The organism is Achromobacter xylosoxidans, from assembly GCF_014490035.1.
Taxonomy (GTDB): domain Bacteria; phylum Pseudomonadota; class Gammaproteobacteria; order Burkholderiales; family Burkholderiaceae_B; genus Achromobacter; species Achromobacter bronchisepticus_A.
Genome location: NZ_CP061008.1, coordinates 5,139,100 through 5,158,882 on the forward strand (window position 1 = coordinate 5,139,100; position 19,783 = coordinate 5,158,882).

Here is a 19,783-nt window from a genome sequence, read left to right on the forward strand (position 1 = left end):
TCAGTTGAACCGGCCGATGCGGCTGAGATCGCTGAAATTCATCCAGATGAAGAACGCGCGTCCGACGATATTGGCTTCCGGTACGAAGCCCCAGTATCGGCTGTCAGCGCTGTTATCCCGATTATCGCCCATGGCGAAAAACTGCCCCTCGGGTACTTTGCAGCGTACCCCATTTCGGCTGTATTGGCAGTTTTCGCGGAATGGGAAACTCGGTATCGGGTCAAGTCGCTGCGGCGTGCCTTCATCAAGCAGGATTTTGTGCTCAACGTCGCCCAACTTCTCATTATATTGCGCAATATACGACACACGATCCGGTTCGAAGTAGTCGCCGTCGCGCACATGCGGCACCAATTCGCCGTTGATGTAGAGCTTTTTGTCCAGGTAGGCGACCTCGTCGCCCGGCAGGCCGACCACGCGCTTGATGTAGTCGATGTTCGGATCCACGGGATAGCGGAACACGAACACGTCGCCGCGCTGGGGCTTGCCCACGTCGATGACCTTCTTGTCGATGACCGGCAGGCGCAGGCCATAGCTGAACTTGTTCACCAGGATCAGGTCGCCCGATTGCAGGGTCGGCAGCATGGAGCCCGACGGAATGCGGAACGGCTCGACCACGAACGAGCGCAGCATGAACACGAACAGAATGACGGGGAAGAAGCTGACGGCGTATTCGATCCACCACGGCATGCGGCGCGCAGCGTCGCCGGCTTCGCGGCGCAGGCGCTCGGCTTCCTGGGCGTCGCCGACCAGGGCCGCATCGTATTGCGCCATTGCCGCCTGGGCCCGGCGTTCGCGGCCCTTGCGCAGCACTGCCAGATCAAGCACCCAGATAAAGCCGGTCAACACCAGCAAAATAAAAAGAATCAGGGCAAAGTTCCAACTCATCAGCTAACCGCCTTCTTTGGGTTTTATTTGTCTTCCACCTGCAGGATGGCCAGGAACGCCTCCTGCGGAATTTCCACGCTACCCACCTGCTTCATGCGCTTCTTGCCGGCCTTCTGCTTTTCCAGCAGCTTCTTCTTGCGCGAGATGTCGCCGCCGTAGCACTTGGCCAGCACGTTCTTGCGCAGCGCCTTGACGTTTTCGCGCGCGATGATTTCGGCGCCGATGGCGGCCTGGATGACCACATCGAACATCTGACGCGGAATCAAGCCGCGCATGCGCGTGACCACGTCGCGGGCGCGGTGGCGCGCGTTGCTGCGGTGGACGATCACGGCCAGCGCGTCGACACGGTCGTTGTTGATCAGCAGGTCCACGCGCACCACGTCGGCCGAGCGGTACTCCAGGAACTCGTAGTCCATCGAGGCGTAGCCGCGCGAGACCGACTTCAGCTTGTCGAAGAAGTCCAGCACGATCTCGGCCAGCGGGATCTCGTACACCAGATGCACCTGGCGGCCGTGATAGCTCATGTTGACCTGCACGCCGCGCTTGTTATTGCACAGCGTCATGACAGGACCCACGTAGTCCTGCGGCATGAACAGCGTGACCTTCACGATGGGTTCGCGGATGTCGGCGATCTTGCCGATCTCCGGCATGCGCGACGGGCTTTCCACGGTGATCACGGAACCGTCGCGCTGTTCGACCTCGTACACCACCGACGGCGCGGTGGTGATGATGTCCATGTCGAATTCGCGCTCCAGGCGCTCCTGCACGATTTCCATGTGCAAAAGACCCAGGAAGCCGCAACGGAAGCCGAAGCCCAGCGCCTGCGATACTTCCGGCTCGAACATCAGCGCGGCGTCGTTCAGCTTGAGCTTTTCAAGCGAATCGCGCAGCTGGTCGTATTCGGAGCTTTCCACGGGGTACAGGCCCGCGAACACCTGCGGCTTCACTTCCTTGAAGCCGGGCAGCGGCTCGGCCGCGGGCTTGTTGGCCAGAGTGACGGTATCGCCCACCTTGGCGTCTTCCAGCTGCTTGATGCCGGCGATGATGAAGCCCACTTCGCCCGCCGACAGATGCGGACGCTGCTGCGACTTCGGCGTGAACACGCCGGTCTGCTCGCACAGGTGGGTGGCGCCGGACGCCATCAGCAGGATCTTGTCCTTGGGCTTGAGCACGCCGTTGATGATGCGCACCAGCATCACCACGCCCACGTAGTTGTCGAACCACGAATCGATGATGAGGGCCTGCAGCGGCGCGTCGGGATCGCCCTTGGGCGGCGGCACGCGGGCCACGACCATTTCCAGGATCTCGTCGATGCCCATGCCGGTCTTGGCGCTGGCCAGCACCGCCTGCGAGGCGTCGATGCCGATTACGTCCTCGACTTCCTGGCGGGCGCCGTCGGGATCGGCCTGCGGCAGGTCCATCTTGTTCAGCACGGGCAGGACTTCCACGCCCAGCTCGATGGCGGTGTAGCAGTTGGCCACGGTCTGCGCTTCCACGCCCTGCGAGGCGTCCACCACCAGCAGCGCGCCTTCGCAGGCCGACAGGGAACGGCTGACTTCATACGAGAAGTCCACGTGTCCCGGGGTGTCGATCAGGTTCAGGTTGTAGACCTTGCCGTCCTGCGCCTTGTAGTGCAGGGCCGCGGTCTGGGCCTTGATGGTGATGCCGCGCTCGCGCTCGATTTCCATGGAATCGAGGACCTGCGCCGACATCTCGCGATCCGCCAATCCGCCGCAGCGCTGGATCAGGCGATCGGCCAGGGTCGATTTGCCGTGATCGATGTGGGCAATGATGGAGAAGTTGCGAATATGCTGCATGCTTGAAGTTATAAGGGACGGAACACTCGGCACTGGGCCGGAAGACACCGCCGCCGGAATACGCACGGCTGACGAGGAGGGTGCCAACGGGCCTGGCCCGGGCAAAACAAGGGGGCGCCATGCGCCCCCTCTTGCGGCAACCAGGCATTTTAGCCGGTCTTGCGCCTTTTTTCTGCGGACTCGGAGGACGGGCCCGGCATTACTTCGATGCCGGCACCGCCACCCACTGCGTCTGGTCGCCGCGGCGCACCAGCAGCCCCGCCGCGCGGCCCTTGTCCAGCTTGGCCACGAGCTCGCCGAACTGCTTGGCGCCGGTGACGTCGGTGTCGTTCAGGGCCAACACGATGTCGCCTTCCTGCAGGCCGGCCTTGGCCGCGGCGCCTTCGGCCACCTTGACCTGGACGCCGCCCTTGATGCGCAGCTTCTTCTGCACGTCGGCCGGCACGTCGACCACGCCCAAGCCCAGCGCATTGGTGACTTCCGGCACCGGCGGCGCGCCCTTCTTGCTGGCGCCCGCGGCCTTCTCGGTCGGGATCTCGCCCACCTTGACCGACAGCGTCAGGTTCTTGCCCTTGCGCCACACTTCCATGTCGGCGCGCGTGCCCGGCTTGGTTTCGCCCACGATGCGGGGCAGGTCGGACCAGCGCTTGATGGGTTCGCCGTTGAACTTGAGGATCACGTCGCCCGGTTGCACGCCTGCCTGCTCGGCGGGGCCGTCGGCTTCCACGCTGCTGACCAGCGCACCCTCGGCCTTGGGCAGGCCGATGGCTTCGGCCACATCCTTGCCGACTTCGCCGATCTGCACGCCGACGCGGCCGCGCGTGACCTTGCCGGTGGCGCGCAGCTGGTCCACCACGCGCATGGCTTCATCGATGGGAATGGCCAGCGAAATGCCCATGAAGCCGCCGCTGCGCGAAATGATCTGGGAATTGATGCCCACCACTTCACCCTGCAGGTTGATCAGCGGACCGCCCGAGTTGCCCGGGTTGACCGCAACGTCGGTCTGGATGAACGGCAGGTATTCGCCGGTATCGCGGCCGATGGCGCTGACGATGCCAGAAGTCACGGTGGAATCCAGGCCGAACGGCGAACCGATGGCCAGCACCCACTGTCCCTTCTTCAGCTGCTTGGGATCGCCGATGACCAGGGGGGTCATGTCCTTGGCTTCGATCTTGATCAGCGCCACGTCGGTGCGCTCGTCCGTGCCGATGACCTTGGCCTTGAACTCGCGGCCGTCGGTCAGCGTGACGTAAATGTCCGTCGCGTCCACCACCACGTGGTTATTGGTCAGGATGTAGCCGTCATCGGAAATGAAGAAGCCGGAGCCCACGCCGCGCGGCACGGTGCGCTCTTCGGGCTGCGAAGGCTGCGGGCGCTGGCGTTGCGACGGGCCCGGCTGGCCGCCGCCGGGCGGTTGGAATTCGGGGCCGAAGAACCAACGGAACAGTTCATAGGGATCGTTGCCGCCGCCGGGACCCATGCCGCGCACCGGCACCGTGGCCGTCGTGCGGATGTTGACGACCGCAGGGTCGGCCTTTTCGACAATGCTCGTGAAATCAGGCAGCGCCACCGTCGGCGCCTGGGCGATGGCGGCAGGCGCGTAGGCGCCGGCCATCATGACGCTGGCCGCGGCCGCCACCAGAAAGCGCCGCAAAAAAGCACTCGACACTGTCATTGCTTTCATAAGTGTTACTCCGAAATTGCTGCTTGCCACACCCGGCCGATCACTTGGAATCGGCCCCGGGCGCTGCCGCCGCAGGCGCGGCGGGCACATATTCAGTGGCTTGCGCCAGCTGTTCCAACGTCGCGAGGGGCACTTCGCCCACGGCGGTCAGCCAGAAATCAGCGATGCGCGTGCCGTAGACCGTGATCGCCCCGCGCTGCGCGGCGCCATGGGGAGGACGGTGACCGCGCTGGCTGTCGTAGGGTTCGATGAACACGGAAATGGCCGCCAGTCCATCGGACAATACCATCTGGTTGACCGTGATGCCCTTCCCCATCGAACGGGCCACCTGCATGACGGCCTTGAACCCCTTGGGCGCCGGGATGCGCCAGCCTTGGGCGGCCAGATCCACCGGCTTCATGGAGGGTTCTAGCACCTTCCAGTCGCGCGTGCTCCAGCGCGAAGTCAGCAACTGGGGGTCGACTTCCGAACCTAGCCGCAGCGAGGTGAACGACACCTGCTCGACCACGCCGCGGGCGGCGTTCAGCGTCTGGGCCTTGAGCAGCAGATTGGTTTCGACGTCCGCGCACAGCCGGTAGCCATAACGCAGCTTGTCCAGCGGTTCGATCGTGATCAGGCGGCACTCGCGCCCGGCCACGCGGTGCAGGGCGGATTCGGCATGGATCTTGTAGTGTTCGGACAGGTTGGCCGCCTCGCCCAGCAGCAGGCCGGGGAAGCGGTCGCCGCGGCGGCGTTCCAGCAGCACGGTCTTGCGCTCGGGGAGGAGACACTGCACGTCTTCGTTGTGGCGCAGATACTCGCGGGGTTGGCCGTCGAGGATTTCCAGGCGCTCGCGTTCGCCGGTGCCGTCTACCACGTGCACCAGGCGCGAGGACTGGATCGTTTCACCCTGCTGGTACATGAAGACGCCCGCGTAGTCCTGCTTGCGGGCGGCTTGTTGGATGCGCGTCAGCAGCTGAACCACGTCATCGGTGGCAGCAGGCGCGGCATCGGCTGCGCGCGCGGGTTCGTGCGCAGCCAGGAAAGCGGTCAAGAGCGTTGCGGCAAACCAGCCGGCGCGGTGGGCCTGCAGCGTGGCGGCCCGGCCCAGCACCGGCCAGCGCGATGGAAGCACCAACGCCATCAGCGCCCCACCCCGGTGTCGAACGACACCTGGCGCACAGCGCTCGGGCCGGCCATCTGGCGATGCGCTTCCAGGTAGTCGCGCAAGCCCGAATCGTCGGCGGCCGCGGCCGGCGAGCTGGCATCGGCCAGTACGCGGACTTCGGTCGCAGGTTCGCCGGTCAGGTAAGGCTGCGCCACCCAGGCGACGGTCGCCACGGCGGCGGCCACCGCCAGGCCGGACAAGCCGACTCGCAATGGCGAGCGGCGCCGAGGCGCCGCAACAATGGGCAATTCCGCGTCCAGCGCCCGTGCCAGGCGGGCCTGGAAGGCCGCGCTGGGGGTCAGCGCCAGATCGGCGTTGCGCAGGGAATCACCGATCAGATGATAGGTGTCCCAGGTCTCGCGCCCCTCGCGGGACAACAAGCCGGGAAAGATGTCGTCGGATTCCTCTCCGTCCATCCAGGCGGAAACCGACTCCTCCCAGGAGGACTCGGCGATCACAACGGATTTGGCTGCTGTTTGCATGACTGCCACTCCTTACCAGCGACGCTCGGCATCGGTGCCTAGCAATGGACGCAACTTGACGGCGATGGCTTCGCGCGCACGAAAAATGCGGGAACGCACCGTACCGATCGGGCAATCCATGCTCTGGGCGATGTCTTCGTAACTCATACCTTCGATTTCACGCAGGACAATTGCGGTACGCAACTCTTCAGGCAATTCCTCAATCGCGGCGTTCACCGTCTCGGCGATTTCGCGGCTGGCGACCATGGACTCCGGCGTGCTTATATCGGTTAGGTTGTCGGTTTCGTTAAAAGTTTCACCGTCTTCCGTTTCTATCGCATTGGGCGCGCTGGGACGCCGGCCCTGCGAGGCCAGCCAATTGCGCGCCGTATTGATGGCGATCCGGTACAGCCAGGTGTAAAAGGCGCTTTCCCCGCGGAACTGGGGCAAGGCGCGGTAGGCCTTGATGAAAGCCTCCTGGGCCACGTCCTCGATTTCCGAGGGGTCGCGGATCATGCGGGCCAGCAGACGGAGAATCTTGCGCTGGTACTTGAGCACCAGCAGGTCGAAAGCCTTCTTGTCGCCCCGCTGGACGCGCGCGACAAGCTCGGCGTCGACTTCGCGCTCGCTCATGACGCCTCCCGCAGACTGGGCGCCGGACGGGCGGGCCGCGCCGCGCCGGCCAGCAGGCACAGGCGCCGCCAGGACTCGGGGCGCAACGTCCGTTGCCAGACGGTGAGGGTGATTGTGCTGTTGGTAAAGGCCGTACTCCCGGTGGACAAGGGCTGCAAAGTGAGCGTCAGCCAGCGGGGACCGCGCTGTTCTTGCAACAGCCTTGCGTCCTGCCAGCCTTGCGGCAGGCGTACCTGCCAGCTCCCTGCCCCGGCTGCCGCACGCAATGCGGATACGGGGGACAGGCTGCTCCGTGCCGAGTGTAACAGCCTGGCCAGCACAAGCAGGAGCGCGATTGCCGCGCCCGCTGCCCATGCCATACCGTGCCAGAACGCCGCCGTCAGCACGCAGGCGCCGGCCGCGGCCAGCGCCAGGCCCAAAAGCGCCATGGCGCTTCCTGGCCGCCTGACAGGCACGCGAAACGCCCAGCGTTCCCCGAGCGCCTCTTCCAAATCAGACCCGGCGAACGGCCATCGAGCCGTTGGTGCCGCCGAAGCCGAACGAGTTGGACAGGCCGACATCGATCTTCATCTGCCGCGCCTCGTTGGCGCAGTAATCCAGATCGCATTCAGGATCTTGATTGAAGATGTTGATCGTGGGCGGCGAGATCTGGTTGTAGACCGCCAGGGTCGTGAACACCGCCTCGATGCCGCCGGCCGCGCCGAGCAGGTGCCCGGTCATGGACTTGGTCGAATTGACCACCAGCTTCTTGGCGTGGTCGCCGAAAGCCAGTTTCAGCGCGTCGGTCTCGTTCTTGTCGCCCAGGGGCGTCGAAGTGCCGTGGGCGTTGACGTACTGCACGTCTTCGGCATTCAGGCCGCCGTTGCGCAGCGCGTTCAGAACGCCGCGGCGCGGGCCGTCCTTGTCGGGAGCCGTGATGTGGTGAGCGTCCGAACTCATGCCATAGCCTGCCAGCTCGCCGTAGATGCGCGCGCCGCGCTTCTTGGCGTGTTCGTATTCTTCCAGCACCAGTACGCCTGCACCCTCGCCCAACACGAAGCCGTCGCGGTCGCGGTCCCAGGGACGCGATGCCGTTTCAGGATCGTCATTGCGGGTCGACAAGGCGCGCATGGCGGCGAAACCGCCAATGCCCAGCGGCGACACGGTCGACTCGGCGCCGCCGGCCACCATGACGTCGGCATCGCCGTACTCGATCAGGCGCGCGGCATCGCCGATGCAATGCAGGCCAGTGGTGCAAGCCGACACCACCGCGTAGCTCGGCCCCTTCATGCCATACGTGATGGACAAGTGGCCGGAGATCAGGTTGATCAGCGAACCCGGCACGAAGAACGGCGAAATGCGGCGCGGTCCCTTGGCCAGATATTCAACCTGCGTTTCCTCGATGCGCGGCAGGCCGCCGATGCCCGAGCCCACGATCACGCCGATGCGTTCCGCGTTGGCTTCGGTGACTTCCAGACCGCAGTCGCGCCATGCCTGCATCCCGGCAGCCAGGCCGTAATGGATGAAGGTATCCATCTGGCGGGCTTCCTTGGCCGAGATATAGGTGCTGATGTCGAAGTCTTTGACTTCGCCGGCAATATGCGTGGTGATGGCCGAGGGATCGAAACGGGTGATACGGCTGATGCCAGAACGTCCGTTGACGATATTGTCCCAAGCGGTGGTCAAGTCGTTCCCGACGGGAGAAACGATACCCAGGCCAGTGATGACGACACGTCGCTTCACGGATGACTCCTCAAACAGACAAAAGAAAGGCGGTTTTCGGGATGCGCTGCACGTGCGGCCCACGCGAAAGCGGGTCGGGCATTACAACGCCCTTCCCGCATGCGGACCGCACGGCAAATTCCTGAAACCGCCCCGATTTCCCGGTTGGCTGCGACGGACGCCGCAAGGCAACCAGAAGGGTAAAAGCCCAGCTTACTGCTTGCCGTGCGAATTGATGTAGTCAATCGCTTGTTGCACGGTCGTGATCTTTTCGGCCTCTTCGTCGGGGATCTCGGTCTCGAATTCGTCTTCGAGCGCCATGACCAGTTCGACCATGTCGAGCGAATCGGCACCGAGGTCGTCAAGGAAGGAGGATTCGTTCTTGATCTCGGCTTCGTTGACGCCAAGTTGTTCAGCGACGATCTTCTTGACGCGCTGTTCGATGCTTTCCATGCAGATCTCCAATTGGGAAAAATCCCGCGAATTATAGCCAAGCGCGGAGTTTTGCGACGCCTGGCCGTGACAAAAATAACACCGCGCACTTGATCTGTCGCCGGGAGTGGCGCAGGAAACCGGTGTGCGGCGTTTCCGGTTGAACCTCGCGTTGCCTCGCCGTTTGTATCCGGCGACGGCTTGGCGGAACTGGCCGCCTACGCGCGATTCGTGACTTATTGCATGTACATCCCGCCGTTGACGTGCAGGGTGGTGCCGGTAATGTAACCCGCCTGCGGCCCGGACAAAAACGCCACGGCGTGGGCGATGTCGGCGGGCGAACCCAGGCGGCCCAGCGGAATCTGCTGCAGCAAGGCGGCAGTTTGATTTTCGCCCAGCGCGCGCGTCATGTCGGTATCGATGAAACCAGGCGCGACGCAGTTCACGGTGATATTGCGGCTGCCCAGTTCACGCGCCAGGGCGCGCGACATGCCTGCCACGCCGGCCTTGGCCGCCGCGTAGTTGGCTTGGCCCGGGTTGCCGCTGGAACCCACCACGGACGTAACGTTGATGATGCGTCCCCAGCGCGCCTTCATCATGCTGCGCAGCACGGCGCGCGACAGACGGAAAACCGAAGCCAGGTTGGTGTCGATGACCGCCGACCAGTCCTCATCCTTCATGCGCATTGCCAGCGTATCACGGGTGATGCCGGCGTTATTGACGAGGATGTGGGGACCGCCGCCTTCCTTGCCCAGCGCGTCGATCAGCGCATCGCAGGCAACTGCGTCAGTCACATCCAGCACCACGCCGCGGCCGCCCAGGGGCGCCAGCGCTTCGGTGATGGCGGCGGCGCCCGACTCGGACGTGGCGGTGCCGACGACGGTCGCGCCGCGCGCGGCCAGTTCCTGGGCGATGGCGCGGCCGATGCCGCGCGTGGCGCCGGTCACCAGCGCGATCTTGCCCTGCAGTTCGATCGAGGTGTTGTCCATGTTCTTAATTTCCGTTGACGGCGGCCAACGCCGCTTCAAGCGAAGCAGGATCGGTAATGGCCATGCCCGTGAGTTCGGGGTCGATGCGCTTGGTCAGGCCGGCCAGCACCTTGCCGGGACCGCATTCGATGACGTGCGTGACGCCTTGCGCCTTCATCGCGCGCAGGGTTTCCACCCAGCGCACAGGATGCCACGCCTGACGCACCAGCGCATCCCGGATTGCATCAGGTTCGACAGGCGAAGCCACGTCGACGTTGTTGATCACTTGCACCTGCGGCGCGGACACCGTCACGCCGGCCAGCGCGCCGGCCAGCACGTCGGCGGCGGGCTTGAGCAGACTGGAGTGGAACGGCGCGGACACCGGCAGCAGCAGCGCGCGCTTGGCGCCTGCAGCCTTGGCCAGTTCGCATGCGCGCTCGACGGCGGCCTTGTGGCCCGCGATCACGACTTGCGCGGGCGCGTTGAAGTTCACGGCTTCGACAACCTCGCCCTGGGCCGCGGCTTCGCAGGCGGCGCGCACGGCGTCGTCGTCCAGACCCAGGATGGCGGCCATGGCGCCGGTGCCTACCGGCACGGCGGCCTGCATGGCGTCGGCGCGCACGCGCACCAGGCGCACGGCATCTTCAAGTGCGAGCGAGCCCGCAGCCGTCAGCGCGGCGTACTCGCCCAGGCTGTGGCCGGCCACGACGTCGGGCTTGCGGCCGCCAGCGGCACACCAGGCTGCGTAGAACGCGGCGCCGGCGGTCAGCATGGCGGGCTGGGTATTGGTGGTCAGGTTGAGCTGTTCCGCGGGGCCTTGCGCGATCAGCGCGCCCAGGTCCTGGCCCAGCGCCTGCGAAGCGCGCGCCACGGTGTCCGTGACGGCCGCGACGCCGGACCAGGCGTCCAACATGCCGACAGCTTGGGAACCTTGGCCAGGGAAGACAAAAGCGATTTTCATGTTTGACCGTTTGGATTGATTCAGTGTCTGTGTGGAATGCCAGGCACATCGTTCCGGCGGCCGCGGCGCCAAGCGCCACGCCGCGCCGGAGCGCGCCCTCACATGCGGGCCAGTACCGAGCCCCAGGTGAATCCGCCGCCCACGCCTTGCATCAGGATCAACTGGCCCGGCTTGACGCGGCCGTCGCGGCGCGCGGCGTCCAGGGCCAGCGGCACGCTGGCGGCGGACGTGTTGGCGTGGCTGTCGACGGTGACGACGACCTTCTCGACCGGCACGGCAAGCTTGCGCGCCAGGAAATTCAGGATGCGCACGTTGGCCTGGTGCGGGATCAGCCAATCGACGTCGGCGATCTCGATGCCCGCCTCGGCGCAGGTGTCGCGCGCGGAACGGTCCAGCACGGTGACGGCCTGCTTGAACACGGCCTGCCCGTCCATGCGCAGGAACGGATCGCCGGTCACGTCGCCGTAGGCAACGTTGCCCGCGGCGTTCAGGATCTTGGCCTGGCTGCCGTCGGCGTGCAGCTGCGCGGCCAGGATGCCGGGCTTGTCGGAAGCCTTGAGCACCACGGCGCCAGCGCCGTCGCCGAACAGCACGCAGGTGGAGCGGTCGTTCCAGTCCAGGATGCGCGAGAAGACTTCAGCGCCGATGACCAGCGCGCAACGCGCGCGGCCGGCCCGGATGAAGCTGTCGGCGGTGGTCATCGCGTAGACGAAACCGCTGCACACGGCCTGCACGTCGAATGCCGCCGACCCCTTGGCGCCGATATTGGACTGCACGATGCAGGCGGTGCTCGGGAACACGAAGTCGGGCGTCGAGGTGGCCAGGACGATCAGGTCGACCTCGGAAGCGTCCACGCCGGCGTCAGCCAGCGCGCGGCGCGAGGCCTCGGTCGCCAGCATGCTGGTGGTCACGCCGCGCTCAGCCAGATGGCGCTGGCGGATGCCGGTGCGTTCGACGATCCATTCGTCGGAGGTGGCGATGTCGCGCGTCGCCAGCTCCGCCGCCAGTTCGTCATTCGAAACCACGCGTTCCGGCAGGAAGCTGCCGGTGCCCGCGATCACGGAATATTTCATTGCGGTATCCATCAAGCGGTGTCCCCAGCCACGTTGGGCGACGACACCGAGGGGCCTTCGCCAGATTGAACGCGCTTGGTAATCTGAGCGACCGTCTCGGCGGTGCGCTCCAGCAGTTTACTCACTACGGCTTCGCGGGCGCGCTGCAACGCAAATCCATAGGCGTAGACGTCCGCGGAACCATGGCTCTTGATGACCACGCCGCGCAGGCCCAGCAGCGCGGCGCCGTTATAGCGCCGGTTGTCGACGCGGGTGCGCAGGCGGTTGAGCACCGGCTTGGCCACCGCGCCAGCCAGCAGCGTGATCAGATTGCGTTTGAACTCTTCGCGAATGACGCTGGACAACATCTTCGCCAGCCCTTCGACGGACTTGAGCACGACGTTGCCGACGAAACCGTCGCAGACGACGACGTCGACCGTGCCTTTGAATATGTCATTGCCTTCCACGTTGCCGTAGAAGTTGAGCGGGCTGTTGCGCAGAAGCTCGGCGGCTTCCTTGACGACTTCATTGCCCTTGATGACTTCTTCGCCGATGTTGAGCAGGCCCACCGAGGGGCGCTCGCGATGGTCCACCGCCTGCGACAGCGCGGCGCCCATGATGGCGAACTGGAGCAGGTGCTCGGCCGTGCAGTCCACATTCGCCCCCAGGTCCAGCACCGTGGTGGCGCGGCCCGTCTGGTTCGGAATGGACGTGGCGATCGCGGGGCGGTCTATGCCGTCCAGCGTCTTGAGCACATAGCGTGAAATGGCCATCCACGCGCCGGTATTGCCCGCGGAAACGCAGGCGTCGGCGCGCCCGTCCTTGACGGACTGGGCGGCCAGGCGCATGGAGGAGTCTTTTTTGCGGCGCAGGGCGACCTCGACCGGGTCGTCCATGGTGACGACTTCGGAAGCCGCCACGATCTCAATGCGATCACGCGCCACGCCGCGGTGCTCGGAGAGCGCCGCTTCAATAGCGTCGGGAAGCCCGACCAGCAATAGCCGGGTATCCGGAAATTGCCGGGCGAACTCGATCGCAGCCGGAATCGTGACGGGCAGACCGAAGTCTCCGCCCATACAGTCTATGGCGATGCGTATCACGGGTGCCAGGTATCAGCGCTCAGCCGAAATGGTCCGAGTACGAGTTCGGCCCGGGGGCCTTATTCGTCGGCCTTGGTCTTCAGGACCTTGCGGCCGCGGTAGAAGCCGTTGGGGCTGATGTGGTGACGCAGATGCGCTTCGCCCGTGTTGGGTTCGATCGCGGTCGGCGGGTTCACCAGAAAATCGTGCGAGCGGTGCATACCGCGCTTGGACGGGGACTTCTTGTTTTGTTGAACGGCCATGATGACTCCTAGAAACGGGGCGCATTGTACGCGATGCGGCCCGATGTTGATCTCAATCTTTGTGCTTCAGTTGTTCCAGCACCGCAAACGGCGACGGACGCTTGACAGCGGGCTCCTCGGGAGAAGCTTCGCTGACCTTGGCCAGCGCGCCCGGGCATACATCATGCTTGGGCACATACGGAACGCTCAGAATGAGCTCATCTTCGATCTGGGCCAGCAGATCAAAATGATGCGAACCCACCACCTTTTCAGGCAGGTTGGACACAAAACCATTTCCTTCTTCGTCCTCGTCGTCCTCGCCGGATGGATCCCCGTAGGAAGCATCGTCGTCGAGATCGGCTTCGGACTTGACCAGCTGCAAAAGGACTTCGCTGTCGATCGGATACACGAACGGCTCATTGCACCGTTGGCACACCAGCACCGGATTCGCCTGCACGTGAATATGCAGGAGCGGCCGGCCCATCAGAAGACCAGTCCTACCCATTTCGCCGCGCACGGACCACGTCACGAGTCCGGCATCGCCCTGCGGTTGTTCGGGCAGCCCGTCAACCACGCGCGTAAGCCGCACAAGAGGTATGGTTCCTTGCGCTTCCTTGCCCATCTGGGCAAATGCGTATGCATCGATGCGCTTGATGTTCAGTCCTTTGCATTCGCGGGGCTGCTCATGGGGACTACTCATACCCATGATTTTGCCGAGGTCGCTAAGCTTCGCCATCGGCTTGCTCGCGCGCCCATTCATGCAAAAATCCCGCAAAACGTTAGATAATACTGTGACTTACGCTTTAACGTCAAATATCGCATGCCTTCCAAGCCCAGCCTGATCCTCGCGTCCAGCTCGCGTTACCGCAAAGAACTGCTGTCCCGCCTGCGCCTGCCTTTCACGGCGATTTCCCCCGATGTAGACGAAACGCCACACTCCGGTGAAACGCCCGAAGCCCTGGCGTTGCGCCTGTCCGTCGCCAAGGCCATGGCGGTCGCGGCCAATCACCCCGGCAGCATCGTGATCGGCTCGGACCAGGTGGCCACCGTGGACGGACAGCCCATCGGCAAACCGGGGGATTTCCCGCGCGCCTTGGCGCAATTGCGGGCCCTGTCGGGTCAAATCGTGGAATTCCACAGCGCCTTGGCGGTCACCGACGGCCAGCGGGTGGAAAAAGCCGACATCGTCACGCGCTGCCGTTTCCGGGCATTGTCGGACCGCGCGATCGAGGCCTATCTGCGCGCCGAAGAACCCTACGATACCGCAGGCAGCGCCAAGGCGGAAAGCCTGGGCATCGCCCTGATGGAAAGCATCCAGAGCGACGATCCCACCGCCATCATCGGCCTGCCGTTGATCGCGCTGACCGGCATGCTGGCGCAGTTCGGCCTGGATCCGCTGGACGCCCTCGGAGCACCCGCATGAGCGGCGCGCTGCACCTGATCCCGGTCGGCCTGGGCGACGCCCCGCCCGAGCGCTGGCTCCCCGCCGAGGTCCGTACCCTGGCAGGCCGGCTGGACACCTATATCGCCGAAAACGCCAAGACCGCCCGCGCCTTCCTCAAACTGATCGGCACCACCCGGCCGCTGCAGGAAATCACCATCCACACCCTGAACGACAAGGTCGACGCCGCCCAGATCAAGGCCTGGCTGGAACCGGCGCTAAAGGGCGCGGAGATCGGCCTGGTCTCGGAGGCTGGCTGCCCCGCGGTCGCGGATCCGGGCGCCAAGGTCGCGGACGCCGCCCACCGCCTGGGCATCACGGTAAAACCCTGGGTCGGCCCCTCTTCCATCCTGCTGGGCCTGATGGCCAGCGGACTGGACGGCCAGCGCTTCGCCTTCCACGGCTACGCGCCGGTGGATCCGGCGGAACGCGCCAAGCAGTTGCGCGCCTGGGAGCAGCACTCGGCCAAGCACAACCAGACCCAGCTGCTGATCGAGACCCCCTATCGCAATGCCGCCATGTACGCCACGCTGCTGGCCAGCCTGAAAGGCGACACCAAGCTGTGCGTGGCGCGCTCGGTCACGACCGCCGACGAATGGATCGTCACCCGCAGCGTGGCGGACTGGAAGAAGCAGCCGGCGCCCCAGCTCGACAAGCTGCCGACACTGTTTCTCTTCCTGGCGCGCTGACCCATGCGCCGCCTATTGCTTGCGCCGCTTGCCGCGGCCGTTCTGGCAGGATGCGCCGCGCGCGGCCCCGCGGGCCTGGACCTGGACACCTCGATCACCGCGGTCGGCCAGGCCAGCCGGGTGCGCAGCATCGTGCTGCACTACACCAGCGTCGATGACGCCCGTTCGATGGAATTGCTCTCCAAGGGCAAGGTCAGCTCCCATTACCTGGTGTACGACTCCGGCCGCGTCTACCGGCTGGTCGACGAGAACCGCGCCGCCTGGCATGCCGGCGCCAGTTCCTGGTATGGCAACATCGCCATGAACAGCACGTCCATCGGCATAGAAATCGTCAACCCGGGCTGGACGGAGGGCCCTGACGGCAAGCCCGTCTGGCATCCCTATAACGACCGCCAATTGCGCGCATTGACCATACTGCTACGTGATATTGCGCAGCGCCACGGCATCACACCCGAAAACATCGTAGGCCATAGCGATATCGCGCCTCAGCGCAAGGTGGACCCCGGACCTCTATTCCCGTGGAAAATGCTGGCCGAGGCGGGAATCGGGCGCTGGTACGACGAAACCGGGGCTGCCGAGCACCTCGCGCGCCTGCAGGCCCAGGGCATCCCGGACGTGGCATGGTTCCAGAAACAGTTGGCGCGGCTAGGCTATGCATGTCCACAGGACGGCACGCTGAACCCGGCCACGATCGGCGCGCTGGCGGCCTTCCAGATGCACTACCGGCCGGCGCTGTACGACGGCCAGCCGGACGCGGAGACCGCCGCCATCATGCTGGCGATGCTGTAGGAACGCGCGGCGCTATCGCCTGCCGCGCAGCCAGGCGACCAGCCGCCAGCCCAGCAGCAAGGCCAGCACCGCGGCGTACAGCGCGGGCTGCGCCAAGTCGTTCTTGCCGGCCTTGTGCCACCAGTAATGCAGCACCGCCAGCAGGCCGATGGCATAGATGGCGCGATGCAGGCTTTGCCAGCGCTTGCCCAGCTTGCGCATGGCCCACTGCGTGGAGGTGGCCGCCAGAGCGGCCATCAGCACGAACGCCGCGAATCCCGCCATGATGAAGGGGCGTTCGCCGATATCGCGCAGCATGCCTGCCGGATCGAAGCCGCGGTCCCACCAGACCCAGGCCATGAAATGCATGGAGCCATAGAAGAACGCGAATAGCCCGCACATGCGCCGCAGACGCACCAAGGCAGGTTGGCCGGTCAGCCGGCGCAGCGGCGTGATAGCCAGGGTCACGAGCAGGCAGACCAGGGTCCAGGTGCCCGATGAACGGGTCAGGAACTCGACCGGGTTCGCCGTCAGCCCGTTGTTCGCGCCCAGCCAGATCCAGCGCACGAACGGCGCCAGCCCCAGCAGGAACAGGAACGGTTTGAAGCGCCCCACGGTCTTGGCGGAAAGCGGGGTTTTGCGCGGCGGCGCGGCCGGAGCCGCCTGCGGAGTGCCGTCAGGCATGGAATCGCCTCAGTAGTTCGCCTTCAGGTCCATCCCCTGGTAGAGCGACGCCACCTGCTCGGCATAACCGTTGAACATCAAGGTCTTGCGCTTGGGCGAGAACAGCCCGTCCTCGCCGATGCGGCGCTCCGTGGCCTGGCTCCAGCGCGGATGTGGCACGTCGGGATTCACGTTGGCGTAAAAGCCATACTCCTGCGGCGCGGCCTTGATCCAGGACGACACGGGCGGCTTTTCAACCAGGCGGATCTTGACCAGGGACTTGGCCGACTTGAAACCGTACTTCCAGGGCACCGCCAACCTGAGCGGCGCGCCATTCTGGTTCGGTAGCACTTTTCCGTAAACGCCGAACACCAGCATGGCCAGGGGATTCATGGCCTCGTCGATGCGCAGGCCTTCCACATAAGGCCATTCCAGGATCGCGGCGCGCACGCCTGGCATGTTCTCGCGCTGCACCGCAGTCACGAATTCGACGTACTTGGCGTTGCCCGTGGGCTCGACCTGCTTGAGCAGCGCCGACAGCGAATAGCCCACCCAGGGGATCACCATGGACCAGCCCTCGACGCAGCGCAGCCGGTAGACGCGCTCTTCCATCGGCGCCAGCTTGAGCAGTTCTTCGATGGAAAAGGTGCGCGGCTTGCCGACTTCGCCCTCGACGCTCACGCTCCAGGGGCGTGTCTGCAACTTGCCGGCATTGGCGGCCGGATCGCCCTTATCCACGCCGAACTCGTAGTAGTTGTTGTAGGACGTTACGTCGGCCAGCGTCGTCTGCTTATCCATGACGCTCAAGCCTGCATTGAGCTTGCCCGGCAGGGCGCCGGCCTCCTGGGCGTGCGCGCTGCGCATGCCCCACCCCGGCAGGCTCGCTGCGGCCGCGACCATCCCGGCGCGCAGCATCAATTCGCGGCGCGAACGCCAGACGGCCTCGGAGGTGATCTCTGACGGAAGAATATCGTCGGGCTTGCGTATCAACATCATGGTCTCCGGTGTGGCGCCCGCAGGATCATGGACGCGCCCTGCGCAAGCCATGGACGCCGCGCCGCCCCATGATATTCCGCAGCAGCCGGCGCTTGCGGGTATTTTCTATAGACCCGCACGGACGGCCGGCGTTCCGCGCCCGGACGGTGTGCACCCGGAGAATCCCGGGCGCCAGGCCGCTAGACGCGCGGCAGCAGCCATTCGCGCACCTTGGGCACGCTCTCGAGCACCGCCTGCGGCGAACAACCCTCAAGTTCCTTCAGGGTATGAGCGCCATAGGTCACGCCCAGACCGTGTACGCCGGCATTGATCGCCATCTGCAGGTCGTGCGAGGTGTCGCCCACCATCACCACCCGGTCCGGCTCCACGTCCAGCTCCTGCATCAGTTCGTGCAGCATCGCGGGATGCGGCTTGCTGAAGGTTTCGTCGGCGGTGCGGGTGGCATCGAACAGCGGCCCCAGGCCGGTCGCGGCCAGCGCGCGCGTCAGGCCCACCCGGCTCTTGCCGGTAGCCACCGCCAGGCGCACGTTCTGCCCCGCCAGTTCAGTCAGCAGTTCCTGCACGCCTTCGAACAGGCGCAATTCCGGATCGCGCAGCAGATAGTGCGTGCGGTAGCGCTCCAGGAAGCGCGGCAGCATCGCCTGGGTCAGTTCCGGCACCGCGCGGCGCAGGGCGCTTTCCAGGGACAGGCCTATCACCCAGCTGGCGTCGGATGCCGAAGGCACCGCCAGCTCCAGGTCGCGGCAGGCGCCCTGGATGGCGGCCACGATGCTATGCGTGGAATCCATCAGGGTGCCATCCCAGTCAAAAACGACCAGCGAATACGACATAATCAGACCGACTCCAGTTGTTTCAGTATTTTCCGGCAAGCTGGAGGCAGCTCGGCCGTAAGCGTCAGGGGCTCGCCCGTCACCGGGTGGGCCAGCGTCAATTGGTGGGCGTGCAGAAACATCCTGCCGAAGCCCATGCGCGCGAACTGCGCCCGCACTTCGTCGTGGCCGTACTTGTCGTCGCCCACGATGGGGAAGCCGCTGGCGGCCAGGTGCACCCGGATCTGATGGGTGCGGCCGGTGCGCAATTCGGCGTCGACCAGACTATAGCCACCAAACCGCTGCTTGAGCGTGACGATGGTGTGCGCCGACTGGCCGTCCGGGTCGACCTTGACCCGGCGTTCGCCGGACTGGGTGGTCCACTTGGACAGGCCCAGCTTGATGTGCTGCCGGTCATTGACCCAATCGCCCTCGACCAGCGCCAGGTAGTGTTTGTCCCCTTTTCCTTCTCGCAGCATGGCGTGCAAGGCCAGCAGGGCGCTGCGCTTCTTGGCCACCATCAAGAGACCCGAGGTCTCCCGGTCCAGACGATGGACCAGCTCCAGGAACTTGGCGCCGGGCCGGGCCGCCCGCAGCTGTTCGATCACGCCGAAGGACACGCCGCTGCCGCCGTGGACCGCCACCCCGGCGGGCTTGTCCACCACCAACAGCGCCTCGTCCTCGAACACCACGGGGAATTCTGCGCCAGGCACTGGACGGGGCTTGCCCGGATCCGGCAAACGCAGGGGCGGAACGCGGACCACGTCCCCCTCGGCGACGCGGTAGTCGGCCGAAGTGCGTCCCTTGTTTACCCGCACTTCGCCGCCGCGTATGGCTTTGTAGATATGGGTTTTGGGGACGCCCTTGCACAAGCGCGCAAGATAGTTGTCCAGACGCTGGCCGGCATGCTCGGCGTCGACTTCCACCAGCCGGACGGCAGGGGGAGCTTTAGAGAGGGAAAGCGAGGGGGAAGTTTCTTTGCGCATTGCGAAAAGCGACATATAATCGGGACAGCCTAAAGGGGCTGAACTAGCCGCCTGACGTAGAGATGCAACGTTACGCAACTCCGTCGAGCGCGCGGGCCGCCATTGTACTGCCTGCTCATTCAACCCCCGGGGTCATTTGGTCGCCGGCGCAACCGCGCCCTGCCGGATAGTGGTGTGGCATTCATTTTGCCCGCTGTCCCAGCAGGTCCGTTGCATGCCGCAAGCGGCTCTGAAGCACCGCAAGAATCGTCGCATATTTAAAGCACCAGCTGCGCGTGGGCAACCAATCCGACCGCAACTGCCGTTCACAGCACTTTTCCGTCAAACCACATTCAGTGAAGCTGACCCTCCTGCTGACAGAACCCCGAG

General features: G+C 65.0%; 22 protein-coding genes. 3 read left to right on the forward strand and 19 right to left on the reverse strand.

The window, feature by feature from the left end; all coding sequences use genetic code 11:
• The 15 genes from lepB to IAG39_RS23890 all read right to left on the reverse strand — a co-directional run bounded on the left by lepB (position 1) and on the right by IAG39_RS23890 (position 13,762).
• Entirely contained in the window at positions 1-885 is an 885-nt protein-coding gene (lepB, locus tag IAG39_RS23820; RefSeq protein WP_118931840.1) for a signal peptidase I, read from the reverse strand.
• 23 nt (positions 886-908) lie between these two features.
• Positions 909-2,702 carry a translation elongation factor 4 gene (gene lepA / locus IAG39_RS23825; RefSeq protein ID WP_059374769.1) on the reverse strand — a complete coding sequence of 598 codons (1,794 nt, stop codon included), beginning with the start codon at positions 2,700-2,702 and terminating at the stop codon, positions 909-911.
• Between the two features lie 199 nt (positions 2,703-2,901).
• On the reverse strand, positions 2,902-4,320 hold the full coding sequence (locus tag IAG39_RS23830; protein WP_373429154.1) for a DegQ family serine endoprotease: 1,419 nt from the start codon (positions 4,318-4,320) through the stop codon (positions 2,902-2,904).
• A 106-nt stretch (positions 4,321-4,426) separates the two neighbouring features.
• The gene (locus IAG39_RS23835; protein WP_118931842.1) at positions 4,427-5,509 is read right to left on the reverse strand and encodes a MucB/RseB C-terminal domain-containing protein; all 1,083 of its coding nucleotides are present in this window, start codon (positions 5,507-5,509) and stop codon (positions 4,427-4,429) included.
• Entirely contained in the window at positions 5,509-6,015 is a 507-nt protein-coding gene (locus IAG39_RS23840; protein ID WP_054450617.1) for a sigma-E factor negative regulatory protein, read from the reverse strand. The genes IAG39_RS23835 and IAG39_RS23840 overlap by 1 nt, the downstream gene beginning before the upstream one ends.
• Before the next feature lie 12 nt (positions 6,016-6,027).
• A complete protein-coding gene (gene rpoE / locus IAG39_RS23845; protein ID WP_013392230.1) occupies positions 6,028-6,627 on the reverse strand; it encodes an RNA polymerase sigma factor RpoE in 600 nt (199 codons plus the stop codon).
• Positions 6,624-7,055 carry a hypothetical protein gene (locus IAG39_RS23850; protein WP_223283229.1) on the reverse strand — a complete coding sequence of 144 codons (432 nt, stop codon included), beginning with the start codon at positions 7,053-7,055 and terminating at the stop codon, positions 6,624-6,626. Before IAG39_RS23850 ends, rpoE begins: the two co-directional genes overlap by 4 nt.
• 64 nt (positions 7,056-7,119) lie before the next feature.
• A complete protein-coding gene (gene fabF, locus IAG39_RS23855; RefSeq protein WP_059374776.1) occupies positions 7,120-8,349 on the reverse strand; it encodes a beta-ketoacyl-ACP synthase II in 1,230 nt (409 codons plus the stop codon).
• Positions 8,350-8,541: 192 nt separating this feature from the next.
• Entirely contained in the window at positions 8,542-8,781 is a 240-nt protein-coding gene (gene acpP / locus IAG39_RS23860) for an acyl carrier protein (protein WP_003813816.1), read from the reverse strand.
• A 215-nt stretch (positions 8,782-8,996) separates the two neighbouring features.
• Positions 8,997-9,749, reverse strand: a complete 753-nt coding sequence (fabG, locus tag IAG39_RS23865; protein ID WP_118931843.1) for a 3-oxoacyl-ACP reductase FabG — start codon at positions 9,747-9,749, stop codon at positions 8,997-8,999.
• A gap of 4 nt (positions 9,750-9,753) precedes the next feature.
• Complete coding sequence (gene fabD, locus IAG39_RS23870; protein WP_054450614.1) at positions 9,754-10,689, reverse strand: ACP S-malonyltransferase; 936 nt, start codon at positions 10,687-10,689, stop codon at positions 9,754-9,756.
• A 98-nt stretch (positions 10,690-10,787) separates the two neighbouring features.
• Positions 10,788-11,774 carry a beta-ketoacyl-ACP synthase III gene (locus tag IAG39_RS23875; RefSeq protein WP_118931844.1) on the reverse strand — a complete coding sequence of 329 codons (987 nt, stop codon included), beginning with the start codon at positions 11,772-11,774 and terminating at the stop codon, positions 10,788-10,790.
• Positions 11,774-12,841 carry a phosphate acyltransferase PlsX gene (plsX, locus tag IAG39_RS23880; protein WP_059374784.1) on the reverse strand — a complete coding sequence of 356 codons (1,068 nt, stop codon included), beginning with the start codon at positions 12,839-12,841 and terminating at the stop codon, positions 11,774-11,776. Before plsX ends, IAG39_RS23875 begins: the two co-directional genes overlap by 1 nt.
• Before the next feature lie 59 nt (positions 12,842-12,900).
• Positions 12,901-13,083, reverse strand: coding sequence for a 50S ribosomal protein L32 (gene rpmF, locus IAG39_RS23885; RefSeq protein WP_013392223.1), 183 nt, complete (start codon positions 13,081-13,083; stop codon positions 12,901-12,903).
• Between the two features lie 52 nt (positions 13,084-13,135).
• Positions 13,136-13,762: a YceD family protein gene (locus tag IAG39_RS23890; protein WP_165867790.1), complete on the reverse strand. Its 627-nt coding sequence runs from the start codon at positions 13,760-13,762 to the stop codon at positions 13,136-13,138.
• A 120-nt stretch (positions 13,763-13,882) separates the two neighbouring features.
• Between IAG39_RS23890 and IAG39_RS23895 the strand changes: the two genes are divergently transcribed.
• The 3 genes from IAG39_RS23895 to IAG39_RS23905 are packed head-to-tail and all read left to right on the forward strand — an operon-like array spanning position 13,883 to position 15,981.
• Positions 13,883-14,485 carry a Maf-like protein gene (locus IAG39_RS23895; RefSeq protein WP_118931845.1) on the forward strand — a complete coding sequence of 201 codons (603 nt, stop codon included), beginning with the start codon at positions 13,883-13,885 and terminating at the stop codon, positions 14,483-14,485.
• A complete protein-coding gene (locus tag IAG39_RS23900) occupies positions 14,482-15,192 on the forward strand; it encodes an SAM-dependent methyltransferase (RefSeq protein WP_059374789.1) in 711 nt (236 codons plus the stop codon). The genes IAG39_RS23895 and IAG39_RS23900 overlap by 4 nt, the downstream gene beginning before the upstream one ends.
• Positions 15,193-15,195: 3 nt before the next feature.
• Complete coding sequence (locus IAG39_RS23905; RefSeq protein WP_118931846.1) at positions 15,196-15,981, forward strand: N-acetylmuramoyl-L-alanine amidase; 786 nt, start codon at positions 15,196-15,198, stop codon at positions 15,979-15,981.
• 12 nt (positions 15,982-15,993) lie between these two features.
• Here IAG39_RS23905 and msrQ read toward each other — a convergent pair whose 3' ends face one another.
• The 4 genes from msrQ to IAG39_RS23925 form a co-directional block, all read right to left on the reverse strand.
• Positions 15,994-16,644: a protein-methionine-sulfoxide reductase heme-binding subunit MsrQ gene (gene msrQ / locus IAG39_RS23910; protein ID WP_118931847.1), complete on the reverse strand. Its 651-nt coding sequence runs from the start codon at positions 16,642-16,644 to the stop codon at positions 15,994-15,996.
• Between the two features lie 9 nt (positions 16,645-16,653).
• Positions 16,654-17,616: a protein-methionine-sulfoxide reductase catalytic subunit MsrP gene (gene msrP / locus IAG39_RS23915; protein WP_118931848.1), complete on the reverse strand. Its 963-nt coding sequence runs from the start codon at positions 17,614-17,616 to the stop codon at positions 16,654-16,656.
• A 182-nt stretch (positions 17,617-17,798) separates the two neighbouring features.
• Positions 17,799-18,449, reverse strand: a complete 651-nt coding sequence (locus IAG39_RS23920; RefSeq protein WP_059374797.1) for an HAD family hydrolase — start codon at positions 18,447-18,449, stop codon at positions 17,799-17,801.
• 2 nt (positions 18,450-18,451) lie between these two features.
• Positions 18,452-19,429 (reverse strand): RluA family pseudouridine synthase, encoded by a 978-nt coding sequence (locus tag IAG39_RS23925; RefSeq protein WP_118931849.1) that lies wholly within the window; start codon positions 19,427-19,429, stop codon positions 18,452-18,454.
• Positions 19,430-19,783: the final 354 nt, after the last annotated feature.